Source organism: Kushneria sp. EE4 (genome assembly GCF_977968315.1).
In genome coordinates this window covers 3086336-3110413 of the sequence record NZ_OZ386212.1, presented here as the reverse complement: position 1 = coordinate 3110413, position 24078 = coordinate 3086336, and the positions used below count along the sequence as shown (strand labels likewise).

At 63.6% G+C, this 24078-nt stretch carries 23 protein-coding genes and 1 pseudogene; 10 read left to right on the top strand and 14 right to left on the bottom strand.

Annotated features, from left to right (window positions below; all coding sequences use genetic code 11):
* The first annotated feature begins 8 nt into the window (after window positions 1–8).
* Both cysZ and ACXMYO_RS14080 read left to right on the top strand, forming a co-directional pair.
* Window positions 9–737, top strand: a complete 729-nt coding sequence (gene cysZ, locus ACXMYO_RS14085; RefSeq protein WP_438765472.1) for a sulfate transporter CysZ — start codon at window positions 9–11, stop codon at window positions 735–737.
* 163 nt (window positions 738–900) lie between these two features.
* On the top strand, window positions 901–1872 hold the full coding sequence (locus tag ACXMYO_RS14080; RefSeq protein ID WP_457809176.1) for an N-acetylmuramoyl-L-alanine amidase: 972 nt from the start codon (window positions 901–903) through the stop codon (window positions 1870–1872).
* On the opposite strand, the gene phoR is transcribed toward ACXMYO_RS14080, so the two are convergent.
* From phoR to ACXMYO_RS14060, 4 genes are all read right to left on the bottom strand, one after another.
* Complete coding sequence (gene phoR / locus ACXMYO_RS14075; protein WP_438765468.1) at window positions 1866–3200, bottom strand: phosphate regulon sensor histidine kinase PhoR; 1335 nt, start codon at window positions 3198–3200, stop codon at window positions 1866–1868. The two genes, ACXMYO_RS14080 and phoR, sit on opposite strands and share 7 nt — an antisense overlap.
* A gap of 5 nt (window positions 3201–3205) precedes the next feature.
* Window positions 3206–3889: a phosphate regulon transcriptional regulator PhoB gene (phoB, locus tag ACXMYO_RS14070; protein ID WP_438765466.1), complete on the bottom strand. Its 684-nt coding sequence runs from the start codon at window positions 3887–3889 to the stop codon at window positions 3206–3208.
* 155 nt (window positions 3890–4044) lie between these two features.
* Window positions 4045–4911 carry a 4-hydroxybenzoate octaprenyltransferase gene (gene ubiA, locus ACXMYO_RS14065; protein WP_457809175.1) on the bottom strand — a complete coding sequence of 289 codons (867 nt, stop codon included), beginning with the start codon at window positions 4909–4911 and terminating at the stop codon, window positions 4045–4047.
* Between the two features lie 95 nt (window positions 4912–5006).
* Complete coding sequence (locus tag ACXMYO_RS14060; RefSeq protein ID WP_457809174.1) at window positions 5007–5528, bottom strand: chorismate--pyruvate lyase family protein; 522 nt, start codon at window positions 5526–5528, stop codon at window positions 5007–5009.
* A 303-nt stretch (window positions 5529–5831) separates the two neighbouring features.
* Between ACXMYO_RS14060 and ACXMYO_RS14055 the strand changes: the two are divergent.
* Window positions 5832–6134 (top strand): annotated as a pseudogene (locus tag ACXMYO_RS14055) (HU family DNA-binding protein); the annotation flags it as partial.
* A 64-nt stretch (window positions 6135–6198) separates the two neighbouring features.
* On the opposite strand, the gene trpA reads toward ACXMYO_RS14055, so the two are convergent.
* Together trpA and trpB are read right to left on the bottom strand one after the other, a co-directional pair.
* On the bottom strand, window positions 6199–7020 hold the full coding sequence (gene trpA, locus ACXMYO_RS14050; RefSeq protein WP_457809173.1) for a tryptophan synthase subunit alpha: 822 nt from the start codon (window positions 7018–7020) through the stop codon (window positions 6199–6201).
* Window positions 7020–8348, bottom strand: coding sequence for a tryptophan synthase subunit beta (gene trpB / locus ACXMYO_RS14045; RefSeq protein ID WP_457809172.1), 1329 nt, complete (start codon window positions 8346–8348; stop codon window positions 7020–7022). Before trpB ends, trpA begins: the two co-directional genes overlap by 1 nt.
* A 157-nt stretch (window positions 8349–8505) precedes the next feature.
* Here trpB and ACXMYO_RS14040 point away from each other — a divergent pair, with 157 nt between their 5' ends.
* The 3 genes from ACXMYO_RS14040 (at window position 8506) to ACXMYO_RS14030 (ending at window position 10968) form a co-directional block, all read left to right on the top strand.
* Complete coding sequence (locus tag ACXMYO_RS14040) at window positions 8506–9405, top strand: LysR family transcriptional regulator (RefSeq protein WP_457809171.1); 900 nt, start codon at window positions 8506–8508, stop codon at window positions 9403–9405.
* 93 nt (window positions 9406–9498) lie between these two features.
* On the top strand, window positions 9499–10332 hold the full coding sequence (locus ACXMYO_RS14035) for a helix-turn-helix domain-containing protein (RefSeq protein ID WP_457809170.1): 834 nt from the start codon (window positions 9499–9501) through the stop codon (window positions 10330–10332).
* Between the two features lie 15 nt (window positions 10333–10347).
* Window positions 10348–10968 (top strand): LysE family translocator, encoded by a 621-nt coding sequence (locus tag ACXMYO_RS14030; protein ID WP_457809169.1) that lies wholly within the window; start codon window positions 10348–10350, stop codon window positions 10966–10968.
* Window positions 10969–10992: 24 nt separating this feature from the next.
* Here ACXMYO_RS14030 and nanR read toward each other — a convergent pair whose 3' ends face one another.
* The gene (gene nanR, locus ACXMYO_RS14025) at window positions 10993–11715 is read right to left on the bottom strand and encodes a transcriptional regulator NanR (protein ID WP_438768482.1); all 723 of its coding nucleotides are present in this window, start codon (window positions 11713–11715) and stop codon (window positions 10993–10995) included.
* Window positions 11716–12268: 553 nt separating this feature from the next.
* Here nanR and ACXMYO_RS14020 point away from each other — a divergent pair.
* From ACXMYO_RS14020 to ACXMYO_RS14010, 3 genes are read left to right on the top strand one after another with little or no spacing between them, the layout of a single operon-like run.
* Complete coding sequence (locus tag ACXMYO_RS14020; RefSeq protein WP_457809168.1) at window positions 12269–13624, top strand: MFS transporter; 1356 nt, start codon at window positions 12269–12271, stop codon at window positions 13622–13624.
* 18 nt (window positions 13625–13642) lie between these two features.
* Window positions 13643–14443, top strand: a complete 801-nt coding sequence (locus ACXMYO_RS14015) for a sugar phosphate isomerase/epimerase family protein (protein ID WP_457809167.1) — start codon at window positions 13643–13645, stop codon at window positions 14441–14443.
* On the top strand, window positions 14436–15299 hold the full coding sequence (locus tag ACXMYO_RS14010) for a phosphogluconate dehydrogenase C-terminal domain-containing protein (RefSeq protein WP_457809166.1): 864 nt from the start codon (window positions 14436–14438) through the stop codon (window positions 15297–15299). Before ACXMYO_RS14015 ends, ACXMYO_RS14010 begins: the two co-directional genes overlap by 8 nt.
* A 121-nt stretch (window positions 15300–15420) precedes the next feature.
* On the opposite strand, the gene ACXMYO_RS14005 is transcribed toward ACXMYO_RS14010, so the two are convergent.
* The 3 genes from ACXMYO_RS14005 to ACXMYO_RS13995 form a co-directional block, all read right to left on the bottom strand.
* Entirely contained in the window at window positions 15421–16260 is an 840-nt protein-coding gene (locus ACXMYO_RS14005) for an oxygenase MpaB family protein (protein ID WP_457809165.1), read from the bottom strand.
* 143 nt (window positions 16261–16403) lie between these two features.
* Entirely contained in the window at window positions 16404–18509 is a 2106-nt protein-coding gene (gene recG / locus ACXMYO_RS14000; RefSeq protein ID WP_457809164.1) for an ATP-dependent DNA helicase RecG, read from the bottom strand.
* Window positions 18506–19423 carry a LysR substrate-binding domain-containing protein gene (locus ACXMYO_RS13995; protein WP_438765438.1) on the bottom strand — a complete coding sequence of 306 codons (918 nt, stop codon included), beginning with the start codon at window positions 19421–19423 and terminating at the stop codon, window positions 18506–18508. Before ACXMYO_RS13995 ends, recG begins: the two co-directional genes overlap by 4 nt.
* A gap of 111 nt (window positions 19424–19534) precedes the next feature.
* On the opposite strand from ACXMYO_RS13995, the gene ACXMYO_RS13990 reads away from it, so the two are divergent.
* The gene (locus tag ACXMYO_RS13990; RefSeq protein WP_457809163.1) at window positions 19535–20410 is read left to right on the top strand and encodes an SDR family oxidoreductase; all 876 of its coding nucleotides are present in this window, start codon (window positions 19535–19537) and stop codon (window positions 20408–20410) included.
* Window positions 20411–20492: 82 nt separating this feature from the next.
* On the opposite strand, the gene ACXMYO_RS13985 is transcribed toward ACXMYO_RS13990, so the two are convergent.
* From ACXMYO_RS13985 to gmk, 4 genes are all read right to left on the bottom strand, one after another.
* Window positions 20493–20882, bottom strand: coding sequence for a RidA family protein (locus ACXMYO_RS13985; RefSeq protein WP_457809162.1), 390 nt, complete (start codon window positions 20880–20882; stop codon window positions 20493–20495).
* A 58-nt stretch (window positions 20883–20940) separates the two neighbouring features.
* Window positions 20941–23064, bottom strand: a complete 2124-nt coding sequence (locus tag ACXMYO_RS13980; RefSeq protein ID WP_438765432.1) for a RelA/SpoT family protein — start codon at window positions 23062–23064, stop codon at window positions 20941–20943.
* Window positions 23065–23090: 26 nt separating this feature from the next.
* Window positions 23091–23342: a DNA-directed RNA polymerase subunit omega gene (gene rpoZ / locus ACXMYO_RS13975; RefSeq protein WP_457809161.1), complete on the bottom strand. Its 252-nt coding sequence runs from the start codon at window positions 23340–23342 to the stop codon at window positions 23091–23093.
* A 91-nt stretch (window positions 23343–23433) separates the two neighbouring features.
* Window positions 23434–24066 carry a guanylate kinase gene (gene gmk, locus ACXMYO_RS13970; protein ID WP_457809159.1) on the bottom strand — a complete coding sequence of 211 codons (633 nt, stop codon included), beginning with the start codon at window positions 24064–24066 and terminating at the stop codon, window positions 23434–23436.
* Window positions 24067–24078 lie beyond the last annotated feature (12 nt).

The window sequence follows — 24078 nt, the reverse complement described above, 5'->3', positions numbered from 1 at the left end:
ATCCTTCAATGGTGTATGCCGTCTCCGCGCTGGGGCGCGGGTTTTCCATGGTGCTCTCGCCGGGCCTGCGGCGCTACGTCGTGATTCCTTTGCTGGCCAATCTGGCCATCTACGCGGCGCTGTTTACCCTGGTAATTCAGCGCTTTTCCGGCTGGGTCAGCTACTGGATGGCCAGCGTGCCGGGCTGGCTCGAGTGGCTTGAATGGCTGATCTGGCCGCTGGTGGTGCTGTGTCTGATCATCGTGCTGGCCTTTACCTTTACCGTGGTGGCCAATCTGATCGCCTCGCCCTTTTATGGTTTTCTGGCCGACAACGTCGAAAGGCGCCTGTCCGGTCAGCAGGAGAGCATTGATAATCGCTCTCTGTGGCAACAGGGCATCGACAGCCTGAAGCGTGAATTTCAAAAGCTGGGCTGGATGGCACCCCGGGTGCTGCTGCTGCTGTTGATCGGGTTCGTTCCCGTGCTGCACGTGGTGGCGCCGCTGTGCTGGGCGCTGTTTTCCATCTGGAGCATGTCGATCCAGTATCTGGACTACCCGATGGACAACAACGGGGTGAGCTTTGGTGACATGAAAAAGCGTTTGAGCGCGCGCTGGTGGCCCACGCTGACCTTTGGCGGCGTGATCTCGGCCCTGATCTGGATTCCGATCGTCAATCTGCTGGTCATGCCGGCGGCGGTGGCCGCCGGCGTCATGATGTGGCGCCGTCACTATATGGCCCTGCCACCGCCCCGATAATCACGGCGCACCCTTCAATCACGCCGGCAGAGGTGAATAACACTGCCATGATGGCGTCTCATTGTTGTAACCTTGCGTAACCCATGGTGTGAGGCAGGCCTTTGTGCCTGCCTCGTAGCGCTTGTCGCCTGGTGTCCTGATTACCGTCGTGATGGAACACAACATGTCAAAATTTCCCCTGATCGGGCTGGCCGTGGCCCTGATGCTGGCCGGCTGTGCCGGTACGCCGGCAACGGCCCCGACGCCCATGGTTGATACCGACGCCATTGATCGCATCTTCAGCAACGTGCCGGTCATTGATGATGCCGCACCGCCCAGACGCTACAGCCCGGCGCAGGGTGCGGCCCTTGAGCGACGCAGCGGCTATCGGGTGGATCGCTCGGTGGCCTCCGGAGGCCACAACCAGCGCATTCGTTTTCTGGTGCTGCACTACACCGGCGGTGACGATACGGCTGCTTTCAGGGCCCTGACCGGGGGCAGCGTCAGCGCCCACTATCTCGTCACCGCCGCCCCCGGTGAGTTCCAGAATCAGCCGGTGGTGATGCAGCTGGTGGATGAAGACCAGCGGGCCTGGCATGCCGGCGTGAGTGCCTGGGCCGATCGCGTCAATCTCAACGACACCTCCATCGGCATCGAAATCGTCAATCGCGGCCACTACAACTCGCCCGACGGGCTGGTCTGGGACCCTTATTCCCGCGCCCAGATCGAGCTGGTCACCGCGCTGACCCGCGATATCGTCAACCGCTACAACATCGCCCCGGAAAACGTGCTGGGCCACAGCGACATTGCGCCGGGGCGCAAGGTGGACCCGGGTCCGTTCTTTCCCTGGCAGCGCCTTCATGAGGCCGGCGTGGGCGCATGGCCGGAGCGCCATGTCGTGACGCGCTATCAGCGCGAGCTGAGCGCCTCGCCGCTGTCCATGGCGCAGCTGCAGCGCGGCCTCGGGGTCTGGGGCTATCCGGTGGCCGTGACCGGCACCCATGACGAGCCGACCCGAAAGGCGCTGGGGGCCTTTCAGATGCACTTCCGGCCGGCCGATACGCGCGGCAATGTCGATGTGGAAAGCCAGGCCATTTTGCTGGCGCTGATCGAGCGCTATCACGGCCTGGCCGACGTGCGCACCGTGCGTCAGTAGGACGGGTTGGTAGCCGCTGACGTATCGGCGGGCGCCGTTTGTGTTTCCATGCGAGAGGTGGGAAAGATGCAGCGAAAGCAGGCGCCTTCGCCGGGCTGGCTTTCAATATCGAGCCGGGCGTCATGGCGCAGCAGCACGTGCTTGACGATCGCCAGCCCCAGCCCCGTGCCGCCGCTGGCCACCGAGCGGCTCTTGTCGACCCGATAAAAGCGCTCGGTCAGCCGCGGCAAATGTTCCGGAGAGATGCCGTCCCCGTCGTCGATGACTTCCACGGCGGCGCCGTCCTTGTCCCAGGCGCGGTAACAAACGGTGATGTGACAGCCCGGCGGTGTGTAGCGCACGGCGTTGTAGATCAGATTGGACAGCGCGCTTCGAAGCTCTTCGACATCGCCGAACAGACGCCGTGTCTCCTCGATTCGACAGCTGATCTCATGGCTGCCGGCGGAGAGCTCCTGGCCATCCTCGGCAATCTGCTCGCACAGCGCGGCCATATCGATCGAGCGCTCGTTGTGGTGACGCTCGCTGGTTTCCAGTCGCGACAGGGTCAACAGATCCTCGACCAGATGCTGCATGCGCACGGTCTGCTCCTGCATGCGGCTCAGCCCGCGACCGAACGATGCCGGCAGGGCGTCCTGATGGTCCTGCCAGGTTTCGACGTAGCCGGTCAGCACCGTCAGCGGCGTGCGCAGTTCGTGGGAGACGTTGGCCACGAAATCGCGTCGGGTCTGTTCCAGGCGCTGCAGGCGGGTCACGTCGCGGATGATCAAAAGGCGTTCGTCATCACCAAAGCGGGTGATCTGACACGACAGCGTGCGCGCCTCGTTGGTAGGCGCACCGATCGTGATCGGCTCGCTGTAGTCCATCTGGCGAAAGTAGCGGATAAAGGTGGGATCGCGCAGGTAGTTGGTCAGGTGATGGCCGCGGTCGTGGCGGTTGTCCAGCCCGACCAGGCGCTCGGCGGCGCTGTTCCACCAGTCCAGACAGCCGCGAGAGTCGAGCATGACCACCCCTTCACTCATCGACTCGGCCGACTCCTGAACGCGCTTTAATACCGAACGCAGGCGATTTTGCAGATGCTGCTGGCCCTTTTGATAGCGATAGAGCCGGTCGAATAGATCACCCCATACCCCTTCGCCACCGGGCGGGCGCTGATCCACCGGCGCTTCCAGCCAGCGGTAGAGTCGTTTCAGGTGTCGCAGGGTAAAGGCGAGATGAATGCCCAGCCCCAGTGCGATCCCCCAGCCCGGATAGCCCAGCAGCGTGCCGAGAATGCCAAAGCACACGACCAGATAGGCCAGACGCCAGAGTTCATTGAGCCAGTAATGCATATAAACTACCGCGACGAGAAACGATAGCCGGTACCCCGTACGGTCTGCACCAGATGCTGATGGGCGTCGCCCAGCACCTTGCGCAGCCGACGAATGTGCACATCGACCGTGCGCTCCTCGACATAGACGTTGCCCCCCCAGACCTGATCAAGCAGCTGGGTACGAGTATAGGCCCGCTCCTGGTGGGTCATGAAAAACTGCAAAAGGCGATATTCGGTCGGGCCGATCTCCAGCGCCCGGCCATCAACGCTGACGCGATGGCTGACCGGGTCGAGCAGCAGACCACCCACTTCGACCGTCTCCTCAACGCCGGCAGGGGTCGTGCGGCGCAGCACGGCCTTGAGCCGGGCGATCAGCTCGCGGGGCGAAAAGGGTTTGGTGATGTAGTCATCGGCACCGCTTTCCAGCCCCTGAACCTTGTTGTCTTCTTCGCTGCGCGCGGTCAAAAGCACAATGGGAATGTCGCGGGTGGTGGGTTCGCGCTTGAGCCGGCGGGCAAGATCGATCCCGCTGACGCCCGGCAGCATCCAGTCCAGTAAAATCAGGTCGGGGCGCTCATCGACGACCAGCTCATGGGCGGTTTTCGCATCCTCGGCCTCGAGAATACGAAAGTCCGCCATCTCGAGCGCCATGGCAATCATTTCGCGGATCGGCGCTTCGTCGTCGACGATTAAAACGGTTCTGGACATGAATGGCTTCCCCTGCCGGATAACGATGGCGACTGCCGTGACGATGGACACCGGGTGTTTCGTCATCGGCTCCGTCATGTGATCGTCATTCAAACGTCTTCATATGACAACTTTATGACAGCGCGGCCGGGTATGACACGTCCTGACACCGGGTATTAGGCCTGCCAGGTCGCCAGGGCGATACCGGCAAAGAGCAAAATGCCCACCCAGTGGTTGTTCAAAAAGGCCTGAAAGCAGCCCTCACGAGTGCGGGTCCGACACAGTCGCTGCTGATGAGCGAACACCACTGCGATGGCCACCAGGGCGGCCCAGTAGAAGCCGTCCAGCCCGGCCAGCTGACCGACGACCGCCAGCAGCAGCAGCATCAATACCTGAAGTGCGCCCTGAATGACCAGATCCATGCGGCCGAACAGTACGGCGGTCGACTTGATACCGATTTTCAGATCGTCGTCACGATCGACCATCGCATACCAGGTGTCATAGACCAGCGTCCAGACGATGTTGGCAAAAAAGAGCCACCAGGCCACGGCCGGCACGTGGCCCTGCTCGGCGCCGAAGGCCATCGGGATGCTCCAGCCAAACGCCGCGCCCAGCACCACCTGCGGCAGATGGGTGTAGCGCTTCATGAAGGGGTAGCTGGCCGCCAGCAAGGCGGCGCCGAACGACAGCAGAATGGTAAAGACGTTGGTGAAACACACCAGCACGAAGGCGATCACCAGCAGGGCGCCAAACAGGCTCAGCGCCTCGCGCTCGCTGATGCGACCGGTGGCCAGCGGTCGGTCATGGGTGCGTTTGACGTGGGCGTCGAAGTGGCGGTCGGCGTAGTCGTTGATCACACACCCCGCCGCGCGCATGACATAGACCCCGAGGATGAAGATGATCAGGTTGTGGCGCGAAGGCAGGCCGTCGCCGGCCAGCCACAGCGCGGCAAGCGTGGGCCACATCAAAAGCCAGGTGCCGATGGGACGATCGAGCCGGGTCAGGCGCAAAAAGTCGGGGAGGCGAGCGAGGGGCGACGGCATCGTCGGGGCTCCAGTCAGCGTAAAACCAGGGTTGTCAGCGTGAAAACACGAGTCTACCCGAAATGGGGGCGTGTCGAAGGGTCCATCCGTGTCCCCTATCGACGACGAAAGCGCTCATGCACGAAATACTCCTGCACCAGCAGCGGTGGTCGGCCGGCGCCCAGGGTGAACAGCGACCGCCGTCCCCACATCGCCGGCAACGAGAGAAAACCGGGGGCGGCGTGGCGCATCTCGAGCCTTGAGCGCCTGACGATGGCCTTCTGCGGTGCACGCGCGCTTCTGGCAAAGAGCTGATGGCCCAGCGCCCGGGTGCCCAGTCGAGCCATCCAGGGCGGGCAGGCCTCAAGCGCCATGACCGAGCGCGCCGCCACCAGCACTTCCCCATTGGCCTCAAGGGTGACTTCGCGTCGCCATACCCGCTGCCCAGCCGGCAGACCCAGCGCAGCCAGCTCATCGCGACGCGCGCGTCCGGCCCCCTGATGGTGCACGGACACCGTCACGGGCGCCGCCACCAGCCGTGACAGACGGGCGGTAAGCGAATCCCGCGAGCCGATCAGGGTCCTGAGCGGGTCATCCAGGTACACACCGGCCAGTGCGACCGGCTGCCAGCGCGGCAATAAGGGGGGACACCGGTGAAAATCGGGCATGAACGAAATATCCGCAAAGAGGGCCAAAGGGTATCTTTTTGTACCCGGAGGGTAAAAATATCATCCATTAGGGGTGATAAAGGCCACAAAGTGCCATTTTGTGCAGTTTTGGCTGGCGTGAAGCAGGGCGGCGTTGCTAGTCTAGGCCCGTCGAACAGTGTTCGCCCTGCAAGGTCGGCCTCATGGCGCTGGTGCAGGGCAGTGAGCGACCCTTCGCGCACCCCCTTGCAGTGTGCGAATTCGATATAACAATGGGCGGCACCAAAAAATCGCCATGTTATTGCCCAACCAGGAGGCGTTATGCGCAAACCAGAACTCGCCGCGGCCATTGCCGAGCAGGCGGATCTTTCAAAGGACAAGGCAGGCCAGGTACTCAACGTCGTACTCGACGAGATTACCCGCAGTGTGGCCAAGGGCGAAGATGTCACCCTGATCGGGTTTGGCACCTTCACCGTACGCGAGCGTGCCGCGCGTACCGGCAAGAACCCGCAGACCGGCAAGGAAATCCAGATTCCTGCCAGCAAGAACGTGGCGTTCAAGGCTGGCAAGGGTCTCAAGGACGCTGTCTCCAAGTAATCCTTGTTGAAAGGATCACAGCGTTGATATCACCGGCTGCCCCAGGGCAGCCGGTGTTGTTTTGTCAGGCCGTTACCTTTCGCGCGCGCCTGACGCCCTCGGAGAGTTCGCGCACCAGCGCGTGCACGTCCCGGGTACCGGCGTCCACGCTGTCGGCGTGCTCGATGCACTGGATCAGCGCCGAGCCCACCACCACAGCATCGGCAAAACGTCCGATGGCGGCGGCCTGCTCGGCACTTCGAATGCCAAAGCCCACCGCAATCGGCAGTTCGGTATGGGCGCGAATGCGCGTGATCGAGCGCTCGACGCTTTCCGGGGTGGGCGCGGCAGCGCCCGTGACGCCGGCCACCGAGACGTAGTAGATAAAGCCCGAGGTGTTTTCCAGCACTCGCGGCAGGCGCTTGTCATCGGTGGTGGGCGTGGCCAGGCGGATGAAGTCGATGCCGGCGCGCGCTGCCGGCAGGCACAGTTCACTGTCATGCTCCGGCGGCAGATCCACCACGATCAGCCCGTCGATGCCCGCCTCACCGGCATCCTTCAAGAAGGCCTCGACGCCGTAGCGATAGATGGGGTTGTAGTAGCCCATCAGCACGATCGGCGTGTCCTGATCCTCGCGGCGAAACTCGCGCACCATCTCCAGCGTTTTGTGCTGGGTGTGCTCGCCTTTCAGCGCGCGCAGGGCGGCCTTCTGGATGGCCGGGCCATCGGCCATCGGGTCGGTAAACGGCATGCCCAGCTCGATGATGTCGGCACCGGCCTCGGGCAGCCCCTTGAGGGTGTCGAGCGAGGCCTGATAGTTGGGGTCACCGGCCATGGTAAAGGTGACCAGCGCCGCACGGTCTTCGGCCTTCAGCGCGTCCAGGCGGCGGGTAATACGTGTGGCCATTATTCGGTCTCCCCGGTTTTCTTTGCCACGTCATGCGGCGGCTGCATGTCATCGATCCGGCCGGGCTCGGCGGCTTCCACCGTGGTGTCCGGCAGTTTCTCGGTGTCGCCGTGCGCCTCGAGCCAGTTGGCAACGCTTGCCATGTCCTTGTCGCCGCGTCCGCTCATGTTGAGCACGATCAGGTGATCACTCGGCAGGTCAGGAGCAATCTTTCTCAGATGCGCCAGCGAGTGCGCCGATTCCAGCGCCGGGATGATGCCCTCCAGCTCACAGCACAGCTTGAACGCCTGAATCGCCTCGTAATCGGTAATCGAGACGTATTCGACGCGTTTCTGGGTGTGCAGCCAGGCGTGTTCGGGGCCAATGCCCGGATAGTCCAGACCCGCCGAGACCGAGTGCGCATCGGTGATCTGGCCGTCGAGGCTTTGCAGCAAAAAGGTACGATTGCCGTGCAGCACGCCCGGCTCGCCGCCGTTGAGACTCGCCGCGTGTTCGCCGGTTTCGATGCCGTGGCCGGCCGCTTCCACGCCGATCATGTGAACGCTTTCGTCATCGAGCATCGGGTGAAACAGCCCCATGGCGTTGGAACCACCGCCGATGCAGGCCATCAGCGTGTCCGGCAGGCGCCCTTCCTTGTCCAGAATCTGCTCGCGGGTTTCACGGCCAATCACCGACTGGAAGTCGCGCACCATGGCCGGATAGGGGTGCGGGCCTGCGACCGTGCCGATCAGATAGAAGGTAGAGTCGACGTTGGTGACCCAGTCGCGCAGCGCCTCGTTCATGGCGTCCTTGAGCGTGCCGGTGCCGGACTCGACCGGAATCACCTCGGCGCCCAGAAGCTTCATGCGAAAGACGTTGGGCTGCTGACGCTCGATGTCGGTGGCGCCCATGTAGATCACGCACTCCATGCCAAAGCGCGCCGCCACCGTGGCGGTCGCCACGCCGTGCATGCCGGCACCGGTCTCGGCGATGATGCGCTTTTTGCCCATCTTGCGGGCCAGCAGGATCTGGCCGATGCAGTTGTTGATCTTGTGCGCGCCGGTGTGATTGAGATCCTCGCGCTTGAAGTAGATCTTCGCCCCGCCCAGATGCTCGGTCAGGCGCTCGGCGTAATAAAGCGGCGTGGCGCGGCCGATGTAGTCGCGCTGATAGCCTTCAAGCTCCTGGCGAAAGGCCTCGTCGGTACGCGACCACTCCCAGGCCTCTTCCAGCTCGAGAATCAGGGGCATCAGGGTTTCGGCGACAAAGCGGCCGCCGAAATCGCCATAGAAGCCGTCGGCGTTGGGTCCCTGTGAAAAGCGTGTGGTGGAATCAGTAGCAGACGACATGGTGATCTCCCTGTCCGTCATGAAGGTCGGTCATGAAAGCACGAACTCATGAAATGGGTATCGATGCGACGATCGACAATGTCTCTATCGTGACAGCTCGGGCCGCGGTATAACATCGATAAATCAGCCACCATTGTTGAGAAAAGCTCACATCACCATGCCGGATTCACTACCCCCGCTCAACGCCCTCAAAGCCTTTGAAGCCGCCGCTCGTCTGGGAAGCGTCACGCTGGCAGCCGGGGAGCTGAGCGTGACCCACGGCGCCGTCAGCCGCCAGATCCGTGCGCTGGAAGCACATTTTGACACGCGCCTTTTTGAGCGCGCCGGCCGCGGGCTGGTGCTGACCCATCACGGCCGCCAGCTCCAGTCGGGCGTTGGCGAGGCCTTTACCGGCCTGCGCGCGAGCTGTCGCGCCCTGAACCGCGAGATCGAGGATGCGCCCTTTACGCTGGCCTGCCCGGGGAGCCTTTTGGCGCGCTGGCTGATCCCGCGGCTGGACCGGTTGCATCGCGAGCTGCCCGGACTCAGGCTCAACGTACTGGCAAGCGAGGGCGAGCCCGACCCGCGGCGCGGTGACATCAGCGCGGCGCTGGCCTTTATCGCTCCGCCCTGGCCCTCTGATATGGAGGTGATCGAGATCGCCCCCGAAACCATCGCCGCGGTGGCCGCCCCCGATATTGCCCAGCGACTGAAACAGCGCCCGTTTGAGGCACTTCTTGATGAAACGATTCTGGATACCGCCTCGCGCCCGCAGGCCTGGCCGCAGTGGGTGCAGGCCTGCGGCCTCGACCAGGAGTCGCTGGCCCGCGCCCGCCGGTCCGGTCAGAGTTTCGAGCATCTTTATTATCTGCTGGAAGCGGCGCTGGCCGGGCTGGGCGTGGCCATTGCGCCACGACTGGTGATCGAGGGCGACCTGAAAAGCGGCCGGCTGGTGGCCCCCTGGGGCTTTATCGACACCGAGGCCCGCCTTTGCCTGCTGCTGGCCCGTGGCACCCCACGTCAGAGCGGCGAGCAGCTGGCGGCGTGGCTGCGCCATGAGGTGATGACCCGGGCGTGACGTGATTGAGCAATAACGTTCAAGCCACGGGCGGTCGACACCCCTTAAGCTCCGGGGCTGATGCTTTGAGACTGGCGCTTCGGGAGAGCCCTCATGAGTCGCGCGTTCGAATTTCAGTTTGCCAGCAGTCAACATGTCCCGACCCTCAAGGTGCTTCGGGCCTCGATTGATGATTTTCGCTACGACCGCCACGCGCATACGGAGTACGCCTTTGGCGTGACGCTGGCCGGCCGGCAGGATTTTTTCAGCGCCGGGGCCTATCACCGCAACCCGCCGGGCAGCGTCATCTTCTTCAATCCCGAGCAGCCCCATGACGGCGAGTCCGGCGGTGAACAGCAGTTGGACTACGTCATGGCCTATATCGCGCCCGAGGCGCTGGCACCGCTGTTTGCCGAGGCCGCCGGCGATGCGCGTGCCGGCAGGCTGATCAGCCCCCGAACCCTGATTACGGACGGCGTTTTACGCGACGCCATCGTGGCGCTGGCGCGTCTGGTCAGTCGAGGCATCGGCAGCCGGATCGATCAGGAGCATCTGCTCCAGCAGATCGCCGCGCGAATGGTGCAGCGTGCCGGGCGCGATCAGATAACGTCCCCGGCCGCCCGCCGTCCCGAGGTGCTGTTAACGCGCGCCTGTGACTACATTCGCGCCCATCTCGATCAGGAGCTGTCGCTTGAGCGCATCAGCGCCGCCGCGCATCTGTCCCGCTATCACTTTCTGCGCCTTTTCCGGGCGCAGTTCGGCATGACCCCGCACCAGTACGTCATCAGCTGTCGCATCGATGCCGCGCGCGGGGCGCTGGAGGCCGGCGCCACGCCCGGTGAGGTGGCGCTGCGCTACGGCTTTGCCGATCACAGCCATTTCAATCGCCGCTTCAAGCGCATCCACGGCCTTACGCCCTTTCAATACCAGCGCTATCTGGCGCACTGACCCGGAACGACCCTCATGCTTGCGATCATTATCTATGCCCTGGGCATCATGTATTCGCCCGGGCCCGTGAACCTGCTCGGTCTTAACATGGGGCTGCACGGTCAGGGGCGGCGCTCGTTCGGGTTCTGTCTGGGGGTGGGGCTGGCCATGCTGGTCCTGTTTCTGCTGTTCGGGCTCGCCGGCGCGGCCTGGGTGCAGCCGAACGTGCTGGCGCTTTTCGGAGCGCTGGGGTGCGGCTATATCCTCTACCTTGCCGTTAAAATCGCCCGCGCCAGCGTTGATCCGGCCTCGCTGAATCAAACGCCGCGCATGCTGCGCTTTCGCGATGGCCTGATCATGCAGCTGGGCAACCCCAAGGGCGTGGTCGCCACGCTACCGATCGCCACCCTGCAGTTCCCGTCGGCAGGCATCCATGGCGGGCTATTGATTGTCTGGTCGCTCGGCCTGGCGGCGCTGGCCGTGGGCGCCCCGGGCAGCTACGCCATGCTCGGCACGCTCCTCGGCCGGCGGCTGGAGAGTGCCCGCCTGTTCAGAGGCATCAATCTGGTCATGGCGACGCTGCTGGTCGGCGTGGCGCTGTCCATGGGGTGGGAGCATGTCTGGACACCGCTGATGGCGTCGTTCGGCCGCGCGTGAGCGGCGGCGCGGCAAAGGGCCGGGCTACGCTGGCGTTTCGCCGCGCTGTCGATACAGCTCGCTGGCGCGGGTCAGGTGGTTGCCCATCGCGCGGGCAGCACCCTCGACGTCATGTCTTGAGAGGTAGTGAACGATCTCCCGATGCTCTCTGAGGGTGACATCCTCGGCGCCCTGAAAGCTGATGATCGCGACGTGATAGTCCTTGAGCCAGTGCAGCATGCCCCGGGCGGTGGCCGCGAAGATGGGGTTGCCGGTCATGTCGGCGATCGCATGATGAAAGGCCATGTCGCACTCGATAAAGGCAGCCCCGGTGGGCTGGCCTGCCATCTCGTCAATCAACGACTCGAGATGCGCAATGTCTTCGGGCGTCACGCGGGCCGCCGCCATGCGCACCATGCCGGTTTCAAAAAACAGTCGCGCCTGAATGAGATGATCGACGTTGTCCTCGGAGCCCGACAGCAGCAGTCGCGCGGTGGTATCAAACTGATCGATCATCGAGGTGACGCTGAACTCGCTCACACGCGCCCGCTCACCGTGAGAAATGGTAATCAGGCCTCTCGAGGCCAGACTCTGCATCGCCTCGCGAACGGCCGGCCGACCCACGCCGAAGCGATTCATCAGCTCGCGTTCGGGCGGCAGCTGATCACCCGGGCGCAGCGCGCCGCTGCGGATCTCTTCAAGCAGTCGGTCGAGGACTTCGTCAGATAGCTTGCGCCGGCGAATCGGCTCATTGGCGGTCGGGAACATCACGGTGCTTTCCTTGTATCGAACACGTCATCATGACCAGCGCGCTGTCGTCATGACCGTATGACGGACAGCCGCGTCCACCAGGGCCTGTAGATTGTCATTGTCCCTGCCCGGGGTATCGGCTTCAACGCCTGCGCTGACATTCGCTTGAGTATGGCTGACAGGGCATTACGCCTTCCTGAAGGATCGTTCGGAGCGCTGATGGCATGCCCTTCGTGGTGACCAGAGCGGGTGATTTTACCAGGGTCATCATACCAATGATCGAACATTGGCCTCTTTTTTCGCCCGTCATGCATGCCAAAAGAGCTGCCATGACGCATGTCTTTCCCCCCCTCGATCGCCCGCCGTGCCCTTTTATAGACCCTGAAAACCCCATAGTGATGTAGGAACGCGTATATGTCTGCGACCTGAGTTGTATTGCGTCAGTGGTATGATGAGATGATGATCACTCCCGCCTGGCCAGGCCTTCATGAAGTTGATCGCAGCCGCGAAGGACTTTTGCCCATCCATGCCGGTGAACTGCCGTTGAGACGGCAGCGGGAGTGAAGTGATCATGTCTCACGCGCCCAGCGACGATGTCGCGGCGTCTGCCATCCGCAAGGTGGCGATCCGCCTGGTGCCCTTCGTGGCGCTGATGTTTTTCATCAATTATCTCGACCGCACGGCCATTTCATTTGCCGCGCCCAACGGCATGAACAGCGATCTGGCCCTGAGTGCGGCGCAGTTCGGTTTTGCCTCCGGCATTTTCTTTCTGGGCTATATCCTGCTCGAAGTGCCCAGCAACATGGCCCTGCATCGCTTTGGCGCGCGCAAGTGGCTGGCCCGCATCATGGTGAGCTGGGGCGTGGTGGCCCTGCTTTTTACGTGGGTAGACAGCGCCGTTGAACTCTACGCCCTGCGCTTTGCCCTGGGTGTGGCCGAAGCCGGCTTCTTTCCCGGTGCGATTCTCTTTTTAAGCCTGTGGGTACCGGCGCGCTATCGCAGCCGCATCCTGGCGCTTTTCTATCTGGCCCAGCCGCTCACCACCGTTCTCGGCGCGCCGCTGGCGGCCTCCCTGATTCAGCATGACGGCATGTTTTTCGGCCTGGCGGGCTGGCGCTTCATGTTCTTTGGCGTGGCCATTCCGGCGATCGTCATGGGCATCGTTGCCTGGTTTTATCTGGTGGACCGCCCGGCCGATGCAAAATGGCTGACCGAGGCGGAAAAGCGCTGGCTGACCGATGAGCTTGAGCGCGAATCCCGTGAAAAAAGTGGTAATGATCACGGCCGTCACGGCCTGAAGGTCGCCTTTACCAACGGCCGGGTCTGGACGCTGGCGCTGATCTATTTCGGCTTCATCTACGGGCTTTATGCGCTGGCCTTTTTCCTGCCCAGCATCATCGGCGGCTTTGAGGCGCAGTTCGGCACCCATTTTGACCTGATGCAAAAGGGTCTGATTACCGCCATCCCCTATCTGCCGGCCGCGATTGTGCTCTATTTCTGGTCGCGTGATGCCACTCGACGCGGCGTGCGCACCTGGCATGTGGCCCTGCCCGCCTTTACCGGGGCGGTGAGCGTGCCGCTGGCGCTTTACATGAATTCCCCGGCAGCCACGGTCGCCGTGATTACCATAACGGCCTGCTCGATCTTTGCTGCCCTGCCCAACTTCTGGACCCTGCCGACCCGGTTTCTGGATGGCGCAGCGGCCGCCGCCGGTGTGGCGCTGATCAATACGATCGGCAACATGGCCGGTTTCTCGTCGAGCTATGTCACCGGCGCCCTGCATGACCTGACCGGCAGCTACACCGTGCCGATGTTCGTGGTCGGTGGCCTGATGCTGATGTCAGGCGTTTTGATGGTCGCGATCAGTCGCGCGCCCCGACCCGGCGGTGGCACCCACCTGTCTCACGCCGGCGCCCACGCCCACTGAGCCCTTTCAGGAGCCATCATGGTCATTGGATTGAGTACCTACGTTTTTTTCTGGCGCGGCTCACAGCAGGTCGAAACGCCCATGACGCTGGAGGCAATGCTGGAAGAGACGGCCGAGCTGGGCGGTGAGGTCTTCCAGATCTGCGATTACCCGGCGATCGAGTCCTTTAACGAGGCGCGGCTGACGGCGCTGCGCGATCGGGCGCAGACGCTGGGCGTCACTCTGGAGCTGGGCACCCGCGGGACCGACCCCGAGCATCTAAAGCGCTATCTGGCGCTGGCCCATGTGCTGGGCGTGCGCCTGATCCGCAGCATGCTGTATGCCGGTGAGGACCGCCCCACGCCTGAACAGGCTATCCAGCGACTCGAGCAGATCCTGCCGGCGCTAAAAGCGCAGCAGGTGACGCTGGCGCTGGAAACCTACGAGCAGATCAGCGTCGAGACCCTGATGCAGGTGATCGAGACGCTCGACGATGACCACATCGGTGTGTGCCTGGACCCGGGCAACTGCGTGGCCGCCCTTGAGCTGCCCGAAACCGTCATCGCACGCACGGCCGGCCGGGTGGTCAATCTGCACATCAAGGATTTTGCCTTCTCCCGCGCGCCGGGCTGGGTCGGCTTTCAGCTGACCGGCTGCCCGCTGGGCGAGGGCCTTTTGCCGCTTGAAGAGATGCTTGAGGCCGTCACTCCCGAGGCGCGCGGCATCAACGCAATCCTCGAACACTGGCTGCCCTGGCAACGAGACGAAGCAACGACCTGCGCGATGGAAGCGCAGTGGACCCGCCACAACATGGATTTTTTAAGGAGTCATCATGGATAACGTTTATCAGCACATCGCTCTGGTGGGTGCCGGCGGCAAGATGGGCATGCGCATCTCGGCCAATCTCGAGGCCAGCGAAAGCCACGTCTACTACTGCGAAAACGCCCCCGCCGCGCAGGAGACAATGCGTGAGCTCGGGCGCGAGGTCAGCGATATCGAGCAGGTCATCGCGCGGTGTGATCTGGTGATTCTGGCCGTGCCGGACATCGTGCTGGGCAAGGTCTCCGAGCAGCTGGTGCCGCGCATGAAAACCGGTGCCACGGTGCTCACGCTCGACCCGGCGGCGGCGTATGCCAACCTGCTGCATCAGCGTGACGAGATTCACTACGCCGTTGCCCACCCCTGCCATCCGTCGGTGTTTCTGGAGCGTCGCAGCGACGAGGAGTGGGCCGACGCCTTTGGCGGCAGCGCCGCTGCGCAGTCGGTGGCCGCGGCCTTCGAGCAGGGCAGCGAAGCAGAGCGGGCCTCGCTTGAGACGGTCATCTGCCAGATGTACGGCCCGGTCGATAAAGTGCACTGGATGACCGTCACACAGCTGGCCTATCTCGAACCGACGCTGGTCGAGACCGTGGCCTGCATGGTGGGCACCTTCATGAAGGAAGCACTGGATGAAACCGTAGCGCGCACCGGGGTGTCGCAGGAAGCCGCCGAGGCGATGCTCTACGGCCATATCCAGATTGCCCTGGCCGTGGCGTTTCGCAGCACCAACCCGTTCTCGGATGCCTGCATGATCGCCATCGACTACGGCCGTGAAAACATCCTCAAGGACGACTGGAAAAAGATCTTTGAGCAGGAGGAGCTCGACAAGGTCATCGCGCGGATGCTCAAGATCGATCAGGTGCGTCGCGACCCGTAGCTGTCCTGAGCACCCGGTCGCCGGATCAGGGCATTCGTGCCCTGCCCCGCCTCTGATGAACCTGTGTTACCCGGGGCCGGACAGCGATGTCCGGCCCCTCTTTGTTCTGCGCCCGACATGTTTATTGCTGCAGTCGCTCCAGCGCCCGTCGGTAGGCACCGCTGCGCACCGCCTTGCTGATCATCGGCATCGCGCTTTTGATGCCGGTACGCACCGCGCGCCTTTGAAGGCGTGACATCTGCAGGTCCAGCATGTCGTTGGCCCAGCCGGGCAGCAGATCGATCCCCGCCCGCATGAACAGCGCCCCGGCCGGGCGCAGTACGAGATTGCGCGGCGGGGCATCGAGCAGCACCCGGATCACCTCGCGGGTACGCGCGTCACACACCAGCTCACGGCGCTCGTGCGTCAGATAAGTCTCGATTGCCGCGCGACTGTCGGGCACGTTGCGCGCGCCCAGCGCCTCGGCGATGCAGGCGGTCTCGAAAAAATAGCGATCCTGATCGGCGTGACTGAGCTGCGGGTTGCGATAGCGCAGATGCCCGGCCATGAAGCGGCTCATCTCCGCCACGTGCACCCAGACCAGCAGGTCGGGGTCATCGGCGGCGTAGGGCCGGCCGTCAGCGGCGTGGCCCTTCACGTACTCATGGACGCGGCGCACGCGGGCAATGGCGGTTTCGGCCTGCTCGAACGTGCCGAAGCTGGTGGTGGCGATGAAATCGCTGGTGCGCCTGAGCCGCCCGATCATGTCCTCGCGAAAGCGCGAATGATCCCAGATGCCGGCCAGGGCCAGCGGATGGAGCATCTGCAGCAGCAGCGCGCTGATGCCGCCGCACATCATCGGCGTGAAATCACCGTGAATGTTGCGGACCAGACCGTCGCGGGGAAAGGGGCCGGGGTTGGCATCCGTGCGCGCCTGCCCCAGGCGCTGAATCATGGCATCACGCAGAAAGGTTGAGGTCATGGCGTAGGGCTCGCGTACCCGGGCGGGATAAGAACGGTGTCAGGACAGTCCTGAGATCCTGTCAGTGTAGAACAGCCGGGCGCGGCCCATGGTCAGTCCTTCAGCGAAAAGCGGCCCTGTCCGATGGGGCGCGCCCCTGACGCTCACACCTGGCCGTACTGTCCGGCGGCTTCGCCCAGCCAGCGGCGAATCAGCGGTTCGACCGATTCGGGCGCCTGATCGAGCATGGCGCGGGTCAGCTGGCGCACCGGTTCGAGCAGATCCCGGTCGCGGGTGAGATCGGCAATCTTCATGCCGACCAGCCCCGTCTGGCGGGTGCCGAGCACTTCGCCGGGCCCGCGCAGTTCCAGATCGCGCTCGGCGATGCGAAAGCCGTCATTGGATTCACGCAGCACCGCCAGGCGCTCGCGGGAGGTGTCCGACAGCGGCGGATGATAGAGCAGCACGCAGAAGCTCTCGACCTTGCCGCGCCCGACCCGGCCCCGAAGCTGGTGCAGCTGGGCCAGGCCCAGGCGCTCGGGGTTTTCGATGATCATGAGGCTGGCATTGGGCACATCCACGCCCACCTCAATGACCGTGGTAGCGACCAGCAGATCCAGCTCGCCGTCGCGAAAGGCGTTCATGACGTCGGCCTTCTCACCGGCCTTCATGCGCCCGTGCACCAGACCGACCTGAAACTCCGGCAGCGCCTCGGTCAGCGTGTCGCGGGTGACCTCGGCGGCCTGGCAGGTCAGCGCCTCGGACTCCTCGATCAGGGTGCAGACCCAGTAGGCCTGACGACCGGCCAGACAGGCGTTGCGAATGCGCTCGGTCACCTCGCCGCGACGCTCATCGGACACTGCCACGGTCTTGACCGGCGTGCGCCCGGGCGGCAGCTCGTCGATCACCGAGACGTCGAGATCGGCGTAGGCGCTCATGGCCAGCGTTCTGGGAATCGGCGTGGCGGTCATGATCAGCTGATGCGGCGTGGCCCCGCTCACTTCGCCCTTCTGGCGCAGGGCCAGGCGCTGGTGCACGCCGAAGCGATGCTGCTCATCGATGACGGCCAGGCCCAGACGGTGAAAGTGCACGTCGTCCTGAAAAAGCGCGTGGGTGCCGGCCACGACCTGGGCGCGCCCTTCGCTGATCAGGGCCTTGGCCTCGAGCCTTGCCTTGCCCTTGAGCTTGCCGGAGAGCCAGGCCACTTCGATACCCAGCGGCTCGAACCAGGCCTTGAGGCTTTTGTAGTGCTGCTCGGCGAGCAGTTCGGTGGGGGCCATCAGCGCGGCCTGATAGCCGCCGGTGACGGCCTGGAGCATGGCCATGGCAGCCACCACCGTCTTGCCGGAACCGACATCGCCCTGCACCAGACGCAGCATGGGCGTGGCCCGGGTAATATCGGCGCTGATCTCGCTGAGCACCCGGCGCTGGGCGCCGGTCAGCGAAAACGGCAGCTGGGTCAGAAACCGGGTGGCCAGCCCACCGCTGGCGGGCAGCGCCGGTGCGGCGTCGTCCTGAATGCGCAGGCGGATGCGATACAGGCTCAACTGGTGGGCAAGTAGCTCCTCCAGCGCCAGCCGCCGCTGGGTGGGGTGGTGGCCGTCGGAAAGTCGCTCCAGCGGGGCATCCGGCGGCGGAAAATGCAGATACGACAGCGACTCGCGCAGCGCCGGCAGGCGAAAGCGTGTCCGGATCGCCTCGGGGATCAGCTCATCAAGCGTGAGGCTGCCCTGGTCCAGGTGCTCAAACGCCTGACGAATCAGGGCGCGCAGCCGCGGCTGGGCCAGCCCTTCCGTGGTCGGGTAGATCGGCGTGAGCGTCTCCTCGACCTCATCAGAGGTATCGTCCTTTAACAGCCGGTACTCGGGGTGATACATCTCAAGCCCGGTGCTGCCGGAGCGCGCCTCGCCGAAAAGGCGCATTCTGGCGCCGCGGGCAAACTGCCCCACCTGGGCCTGGGAGAAGTGAAAAAAGCGCAGCGACATGATGCCCGAGCCGTCACGCAGGCGAACCAGCAGGCTGCGCTTGCGACCCTGAATCACATCAGAGGCGGTGACCTCGCCCTCCACGACCGCCTCGTGACCGGCGCGCAGGGCCGCAATCGGGGTGACCCGGGTGCGGTCCTGATAGCGCAGCGGCAGATGAAAGAGCAGATCTTCCGCGACCTGCAGCCCCAGGCGCTCCAGACGCTCGCGCATCGCCGGGCCCACGCCCTTGAGCGTGGCGAGATCCGTGGCGCCGCTGGCGGGCCGGGTCACGGCGGTGCTCATTGTAAATCGATCGCCTTCTGGCAGGCCTTGATGGCGCGGGTGATCGAGTCGATCGCCTTCGGCCGCGGGAAGCTGGCCCGCCAGGCCAGCGCCACGGTGCGATAGGGTGCCGGGTCACTGAACGGACGCGTTTCCAGCAATCCGTTGGCGTAATGCACGCTGCCGGTGGCCGAGCGGGGCACCACGGTGATGCCCAGCCCCGAGGCCACCATGTGGCGAATGGTTTCCAGCGAACCGCCTTCGGCAATCAGGGTGTTGCCGGGCTGATGGACGTGATCCTTGATGGTCGGGCACGCCTCGAGCACCTGGTCGCGAAAGCAGTGGCCCTCGCCGAGCATCAGCATCTTTTCGTCGTAGAGGATCTCGCGGTCGATCTCCTTTTTGGCAAGCCAGGCATGGCCGGCCGGCATCAGCACCTCAAAGGGCTCGTCATAGAGCGATTTGGTCAGTACGTCAGGCTCGGCAAAGGGCAGCGCCACGATGATCACGTCCAGCTCGCCGGAGCGCAGCTTGCGCCGCAGTTCGCCGGTCAGATTCTCCTCGATATAAAGCGGCATCTGCGGCGCTTCCTCGGAGAGTCTGGGGATCAGGTGCGGAAAGAGATAGGGGCCGATGGTGTGAATGGCCCCGACCCGCAAGGGGCTTGAGAGCTGGTCCTTGCCTTCATTGGCCAGCTCCTTGATGGCGCCGGCCTGTTCGAGCACGCGACTGGCCTGCTCGACGATCTTTTCTCCCAGCGGGGTCACCTGGACTGTGGACTTGCTGCGCTCGAAAAGCGCCACGCCCAGTTCTTCCTCCAGTTTCTTGACCGCCACCGACAGGGTCGGCTGGGAGACGAAGCAACGCTCGGCGGCGCGTCCGAAATGACGCTCCTGGGCCAAGGTTACGATGTAACGAAGTTCTGTTAGAGTCATGTAGCAGACCGAGCCAGCACGTGGAACAGGGAGTTGTCGCATGAAGCGACCGTTCAACTCAGGGCCTTATAGTCAAACCTTATCGGCCCTATCAAGCAAGGAGCTTAGCGGGTGAATAAAACAATACTCATCCTTGGATGCGGCGATGTCGGTACCGCGCTGGGGCAGCGCAAGCTCGCACAGGGGTATCGTGTGGTCGGCGTGCGCCGTCATGCGGCAGGTCTCCAGTCGTATGGCATCGATGAATTGTCGATGGACATCAATGATGAATCCGCCCTCGAGGCACTGCCCGATGCCGACATTGTAGTCTATGCGCTCAGCGCTGACCGCTTTGAAGAAAGCGCCTATCAGGCGGCCTATGTCGATGGACTGGACCGCGTCCTGACCCACTTCGAGCAGCGCGCGCAGCCACCGGGCCATGTCTTTTTTGTCTCCTCGACCTCGGTCTATGGCCAGCAGGACGGCGAGACGGTCGACGAAGACAGCGTTCTCGAGCCCAAAAGCTTCTCCGGTCGGCTTCTGGTCGAGGCCGAACAGCGTCTGGTCGCCAGCGCGCTGCCGGGCACCGCGGTGCGCTTTTCGGGCATCTATGGCCCGGGCCGCGAGCGGCTCATCAGCCAGGTGCAGGAAGGACGCATTGCGCCCAAAAGCCCGCCGATGTACTCCAACCGCATCCATCGCGATGACTGCGCCGGCGTGCTGGATTTTCTCATCGAGCGCGCCGTCAGCAATGAACCGCTCGAGCCGGTCTATCTGGGCAGCGACACCGAGTCCACGCCGCTGCATGACGTCATGATGTGGCTGGCGGCCCGACTCAGCGTCGAGCCCAGCAGCACCATCCAGTCACCGCTGCGCCGGCGTGCCAGCAAGTGCTGCGACAGCCGTCGACTGGTCGAGGCCGGTTATCAGTTTCAGTATCCGACCTTTCGCGAAGGCTACGCCCAGGTGCTCAAGGCAGCGGGCATCAAGGTCAGCGAGCAGGCCTGACGCCAGGGGGCGAAGCCGGTAACAAAAGGGGGCGATGGCTGGTGCCATCGCCCCCTTTCGCTGCCGATACCGCTCGCTTGAATCAGTCGCCCAGTACCATGACCCCTTCGGCCTCGAACAGGCTGCCTTTGGGCAGCTCCTTCACGCCCACCGCGGCACGGGCCGGATAGGGGCGCTGAAAATACTGCTCCATGACCGAATTGACCGTCGCAAAGTGCGACAGGTCCGTCAGATAGAGATTGAGCTTGACGATATCAGCCATCGAGCCTGCGGCCTCTTCACACACGGCCTGCATGTTTTTGAAGACCTGATGCGCCTGCGCTTCGATGTCTTCGCTCACCATTTCCATGGTCTCCGGGTCGAGCGGAATCTGACCCGAGAGATACACGGTGTTGCCGGCCTTGATGGCCTGTGAATAGGGGCCGATGGCCTTCGGGGCCCGGTCGGTATGGATGGCAGCACGATTGCTCATGAACACTCCCTGCGTTGTTGTTGATACCACGTTTCAAACGTCATGATGCGATGAATCGTCAGCTGACGGTACGCGAGACGCGACCTACATAGGCCAGATTGCGGATACGCTTGATGATCCGCGCCAGGTGTACGCGATTGCGCACCGACAGGGTCAGGTTGACGATCGACAAACGCTCGTCGCGTTCCTCGATATTGATGCGCTCGATATTGGCTTCGGCGTCGTTGATCAGACTGGCCAGTTCCGCCACCAGCCCGCGACGCGTTTCGATCTCGAGACGCAGCCCCACCGGGAAGTCATCTTCCACGGTGTCGGACCACTGCAGCGGAAAGCACTTCTCCGGGTCCTCGCGGCAGTCTTCCAGATTACCGCACTCGCTGCGATGCACCACGATGCCGCGCCCGGCGCTGAGGTTGCCGACGATGGCATCCCCCGGCAGCGGATAGCAGCAGCGGGCAAAGCTGATCACCATGTTGCGGGCCCCGCTGATGGCCATCGCGCCCTGGTCATCGCTGTGGGCCTGGATTTCTTCGGGCTCGCTGTCGGCCAGGCGCCGCGCCACGCTGTAGGCCACGCGGCTGCCCAGCCCGATCTCCTCGAGCAGGTCATCCAGCGAGTTCAGCGCCAGCGCCTCGAGCAGTGCATCGACATGGGGCTGCGACAGCGTCTCCAGCGTCAGGGCAAACGAGCTCAGCGCTTGATTGAGCAGGCGCCGGCCCAGCGCGACCGAGTCGTTGCGCTGCTGATGCTTGAGGGCGTGACGCACCGCCGAGCGGGCCTTGGCCGTGATCGTGAACGACAGCCACGCCAGGTTGGGCTGAGCGCCCGGGGCGGTGATGATCTCGACGGTCTGGCCGCTTTCAAGGCGCGATGACAGCGGCGCCAGATGCCGGTCGATGCGACAGGCGATGCAGCTGTTGCCGATATCGGTGTGCACCGCGTAGGCAAAGTCGATCGCGGTGGCCCCGCGCGGCAGCTCCATGATGTCGCCCTTGGGGGTGAACACGTAAGCATCATCGGGGAACAGATCGTTTTTGACATGCTCGATGAACTCGAGCGAATTGCCGGCGTGGCGCTGCATTTCCAAAAGGCCGCGCACCCATTCGCGGGCGCGGGCGTGGCTGCCCATGGCGATCGGCCGGTCGGTCTGGCCGGCCTTGTAGAGCCAGTGGGCGGCAATACCGTTGTTGGCCATCGCCTCCATCTCGCGGGTGCGAATCTGCACCTCGATGGGAATGCCGTTGGGGCCGAAGAGCGTGGTATGCAGGCTCTGATAGCCGTTGGCCTTGGGGATGGCAATGTAGTCCTTGAAACGCCCCGGCACCGGCTTGTAGAGATTGTGCACCGCGCCCAGGATGCGATAACAGGTATCGACCCGGTCGGTGACGATGCGAAAGCCGAACACGTCCATCAGCTCGTTGAAGGGCTTTCGCTGGTCGCGCATCTTGCGATAGATCGACAGCAGGTGCTTCTGGCGCCCCATGACCGTGCCGGGCAGCTCGTCGCCATCCAGCGTGGTCTGCAGGGTGCTCTGGACGTGGCGCACCATCGAGCGGCGGTTGCCGCGGGCCTTGACCACCGCGCGCTGAATGCGCTCGGCGCGCATCGGGTGAATCGCCTGAAAGGAGAGATCCTCAAGCTCCACCCGAATGGTATTGATGCCCAGTCGTCCGGCAATGCGCGAGTAGATTTCGAGCGTTTCACGGGCAATGCGGCGCTTCTTGTCCGGGCGCAGCGCGCCCAGCGTGCGCATGTTGTGCAGCCGGTCGGCCAGCTTGACGATGATGACGCGGATGTCGCGCGACATCGCCAGCACCATCTTCTGGAAGTTCTCCGCCTGGGCGACGGCCTTGTCCTCGAAGGTGATCTGGGTCAGCTTCGACACGCCATCGACCAGCTCGGCGACCTCCTCGCCGAACTGGCGCGACAGCGCCTCCTTGGTAATGCCGGTATCCTCGATCACGTCATGAAGCATCGCCGCCATCAGGCTTTGATAGTCCATGTGCATGTTGGCAAGGATATTGGCCACCGCCAGCGGGTGGGTCACATAGGGCTCGCCGGAGCGGCGGTGCTGGCCGTCGTGGGCCTGTTCGGCGTAGTAGAAGGCGCGTCTGACCTGCGCGATCTCATCGACGGTCAGGTAGCCGTCCAGGCGGTCGGAGAGATCATCGATCGTGAACATGGCAGGTCAGCGTATGGGCAATGGGCTTATTCGCTTTCGGGTTCGTAGCGAGGACGCTGCGGCACCATGGCTTCCAGCGGCTCGTTGAGCACGGTGCGATCGACCTTTTGCGCGGCAATTTCACGCAGCGCCATGACGGTGCACTTGTCGTTTTCCCAGGGCAGTTCGGCATTGCGCGAGCCGCGGGCCAGCTGACGGGCGCGATGGGTGGAAACCATGACCAGCTGGAAGCGGTTATCCATGAATTGGAGACAATCTTCAACCGTTACTCGTGCCATGATGCTGGCTCCTGAATGCGTGTGATCTGAGTGAAGGCGCCAGGCGTGTCGCAGACCGGGCGTTAATCGTGTTCGGAAGGGGGAACCGAGTCTACCGGAGCCCTTCCACTTCTGACAAGAGCTCGCCGATCAGCCCCCGATTTGCCGCCTGTACCCGCGCCATTCGAAGACGTTCGACACTGATCACCCCCTTCATCTCGCCCACGGCGGTGGCGAAATCATCGTTGATGATCAGGTAGTCATACTCGTTGAAATGCGACATCTCGCTGATGGCGTCGCGCATGCGGCGATCGATGGTGGCGGCGTCATCCTGGCCGCGACCCGCCAGACGCTCGCGCAGCGCCTCGCGTGACGGCGGCAGGATAAAGATCGATACCGCCTGCGGCAGCTGGGCGCGGACCTGGCGCGCGCCCTGCCAGTCGATTTCCAGAATGACATCCTCACCCCGGGACAGGCGCTTTTCCACTTCCAGACGTGAAGTACCATAGTGACGATCGAACACCCAGGCGTGTTCGAAGAACTCGCCACGCTGGATCATCGCCTCGAAGGAAGGCTCGTCGACGAAGTGGTAGTTGACGCCATCGGTTTCGCCGGCGCGTTTCAGGCGTGTCGTGTGGGAAACCGAGACCCCGATGTCATCGGTTGCGGCGATAAGCTCGCGCACCAGGCTGGTCTTGCCGGCGCCCGACGGGGCGGAAACGATATAGAGCGTGCCCTGAGACATGAAAGCGGTCCG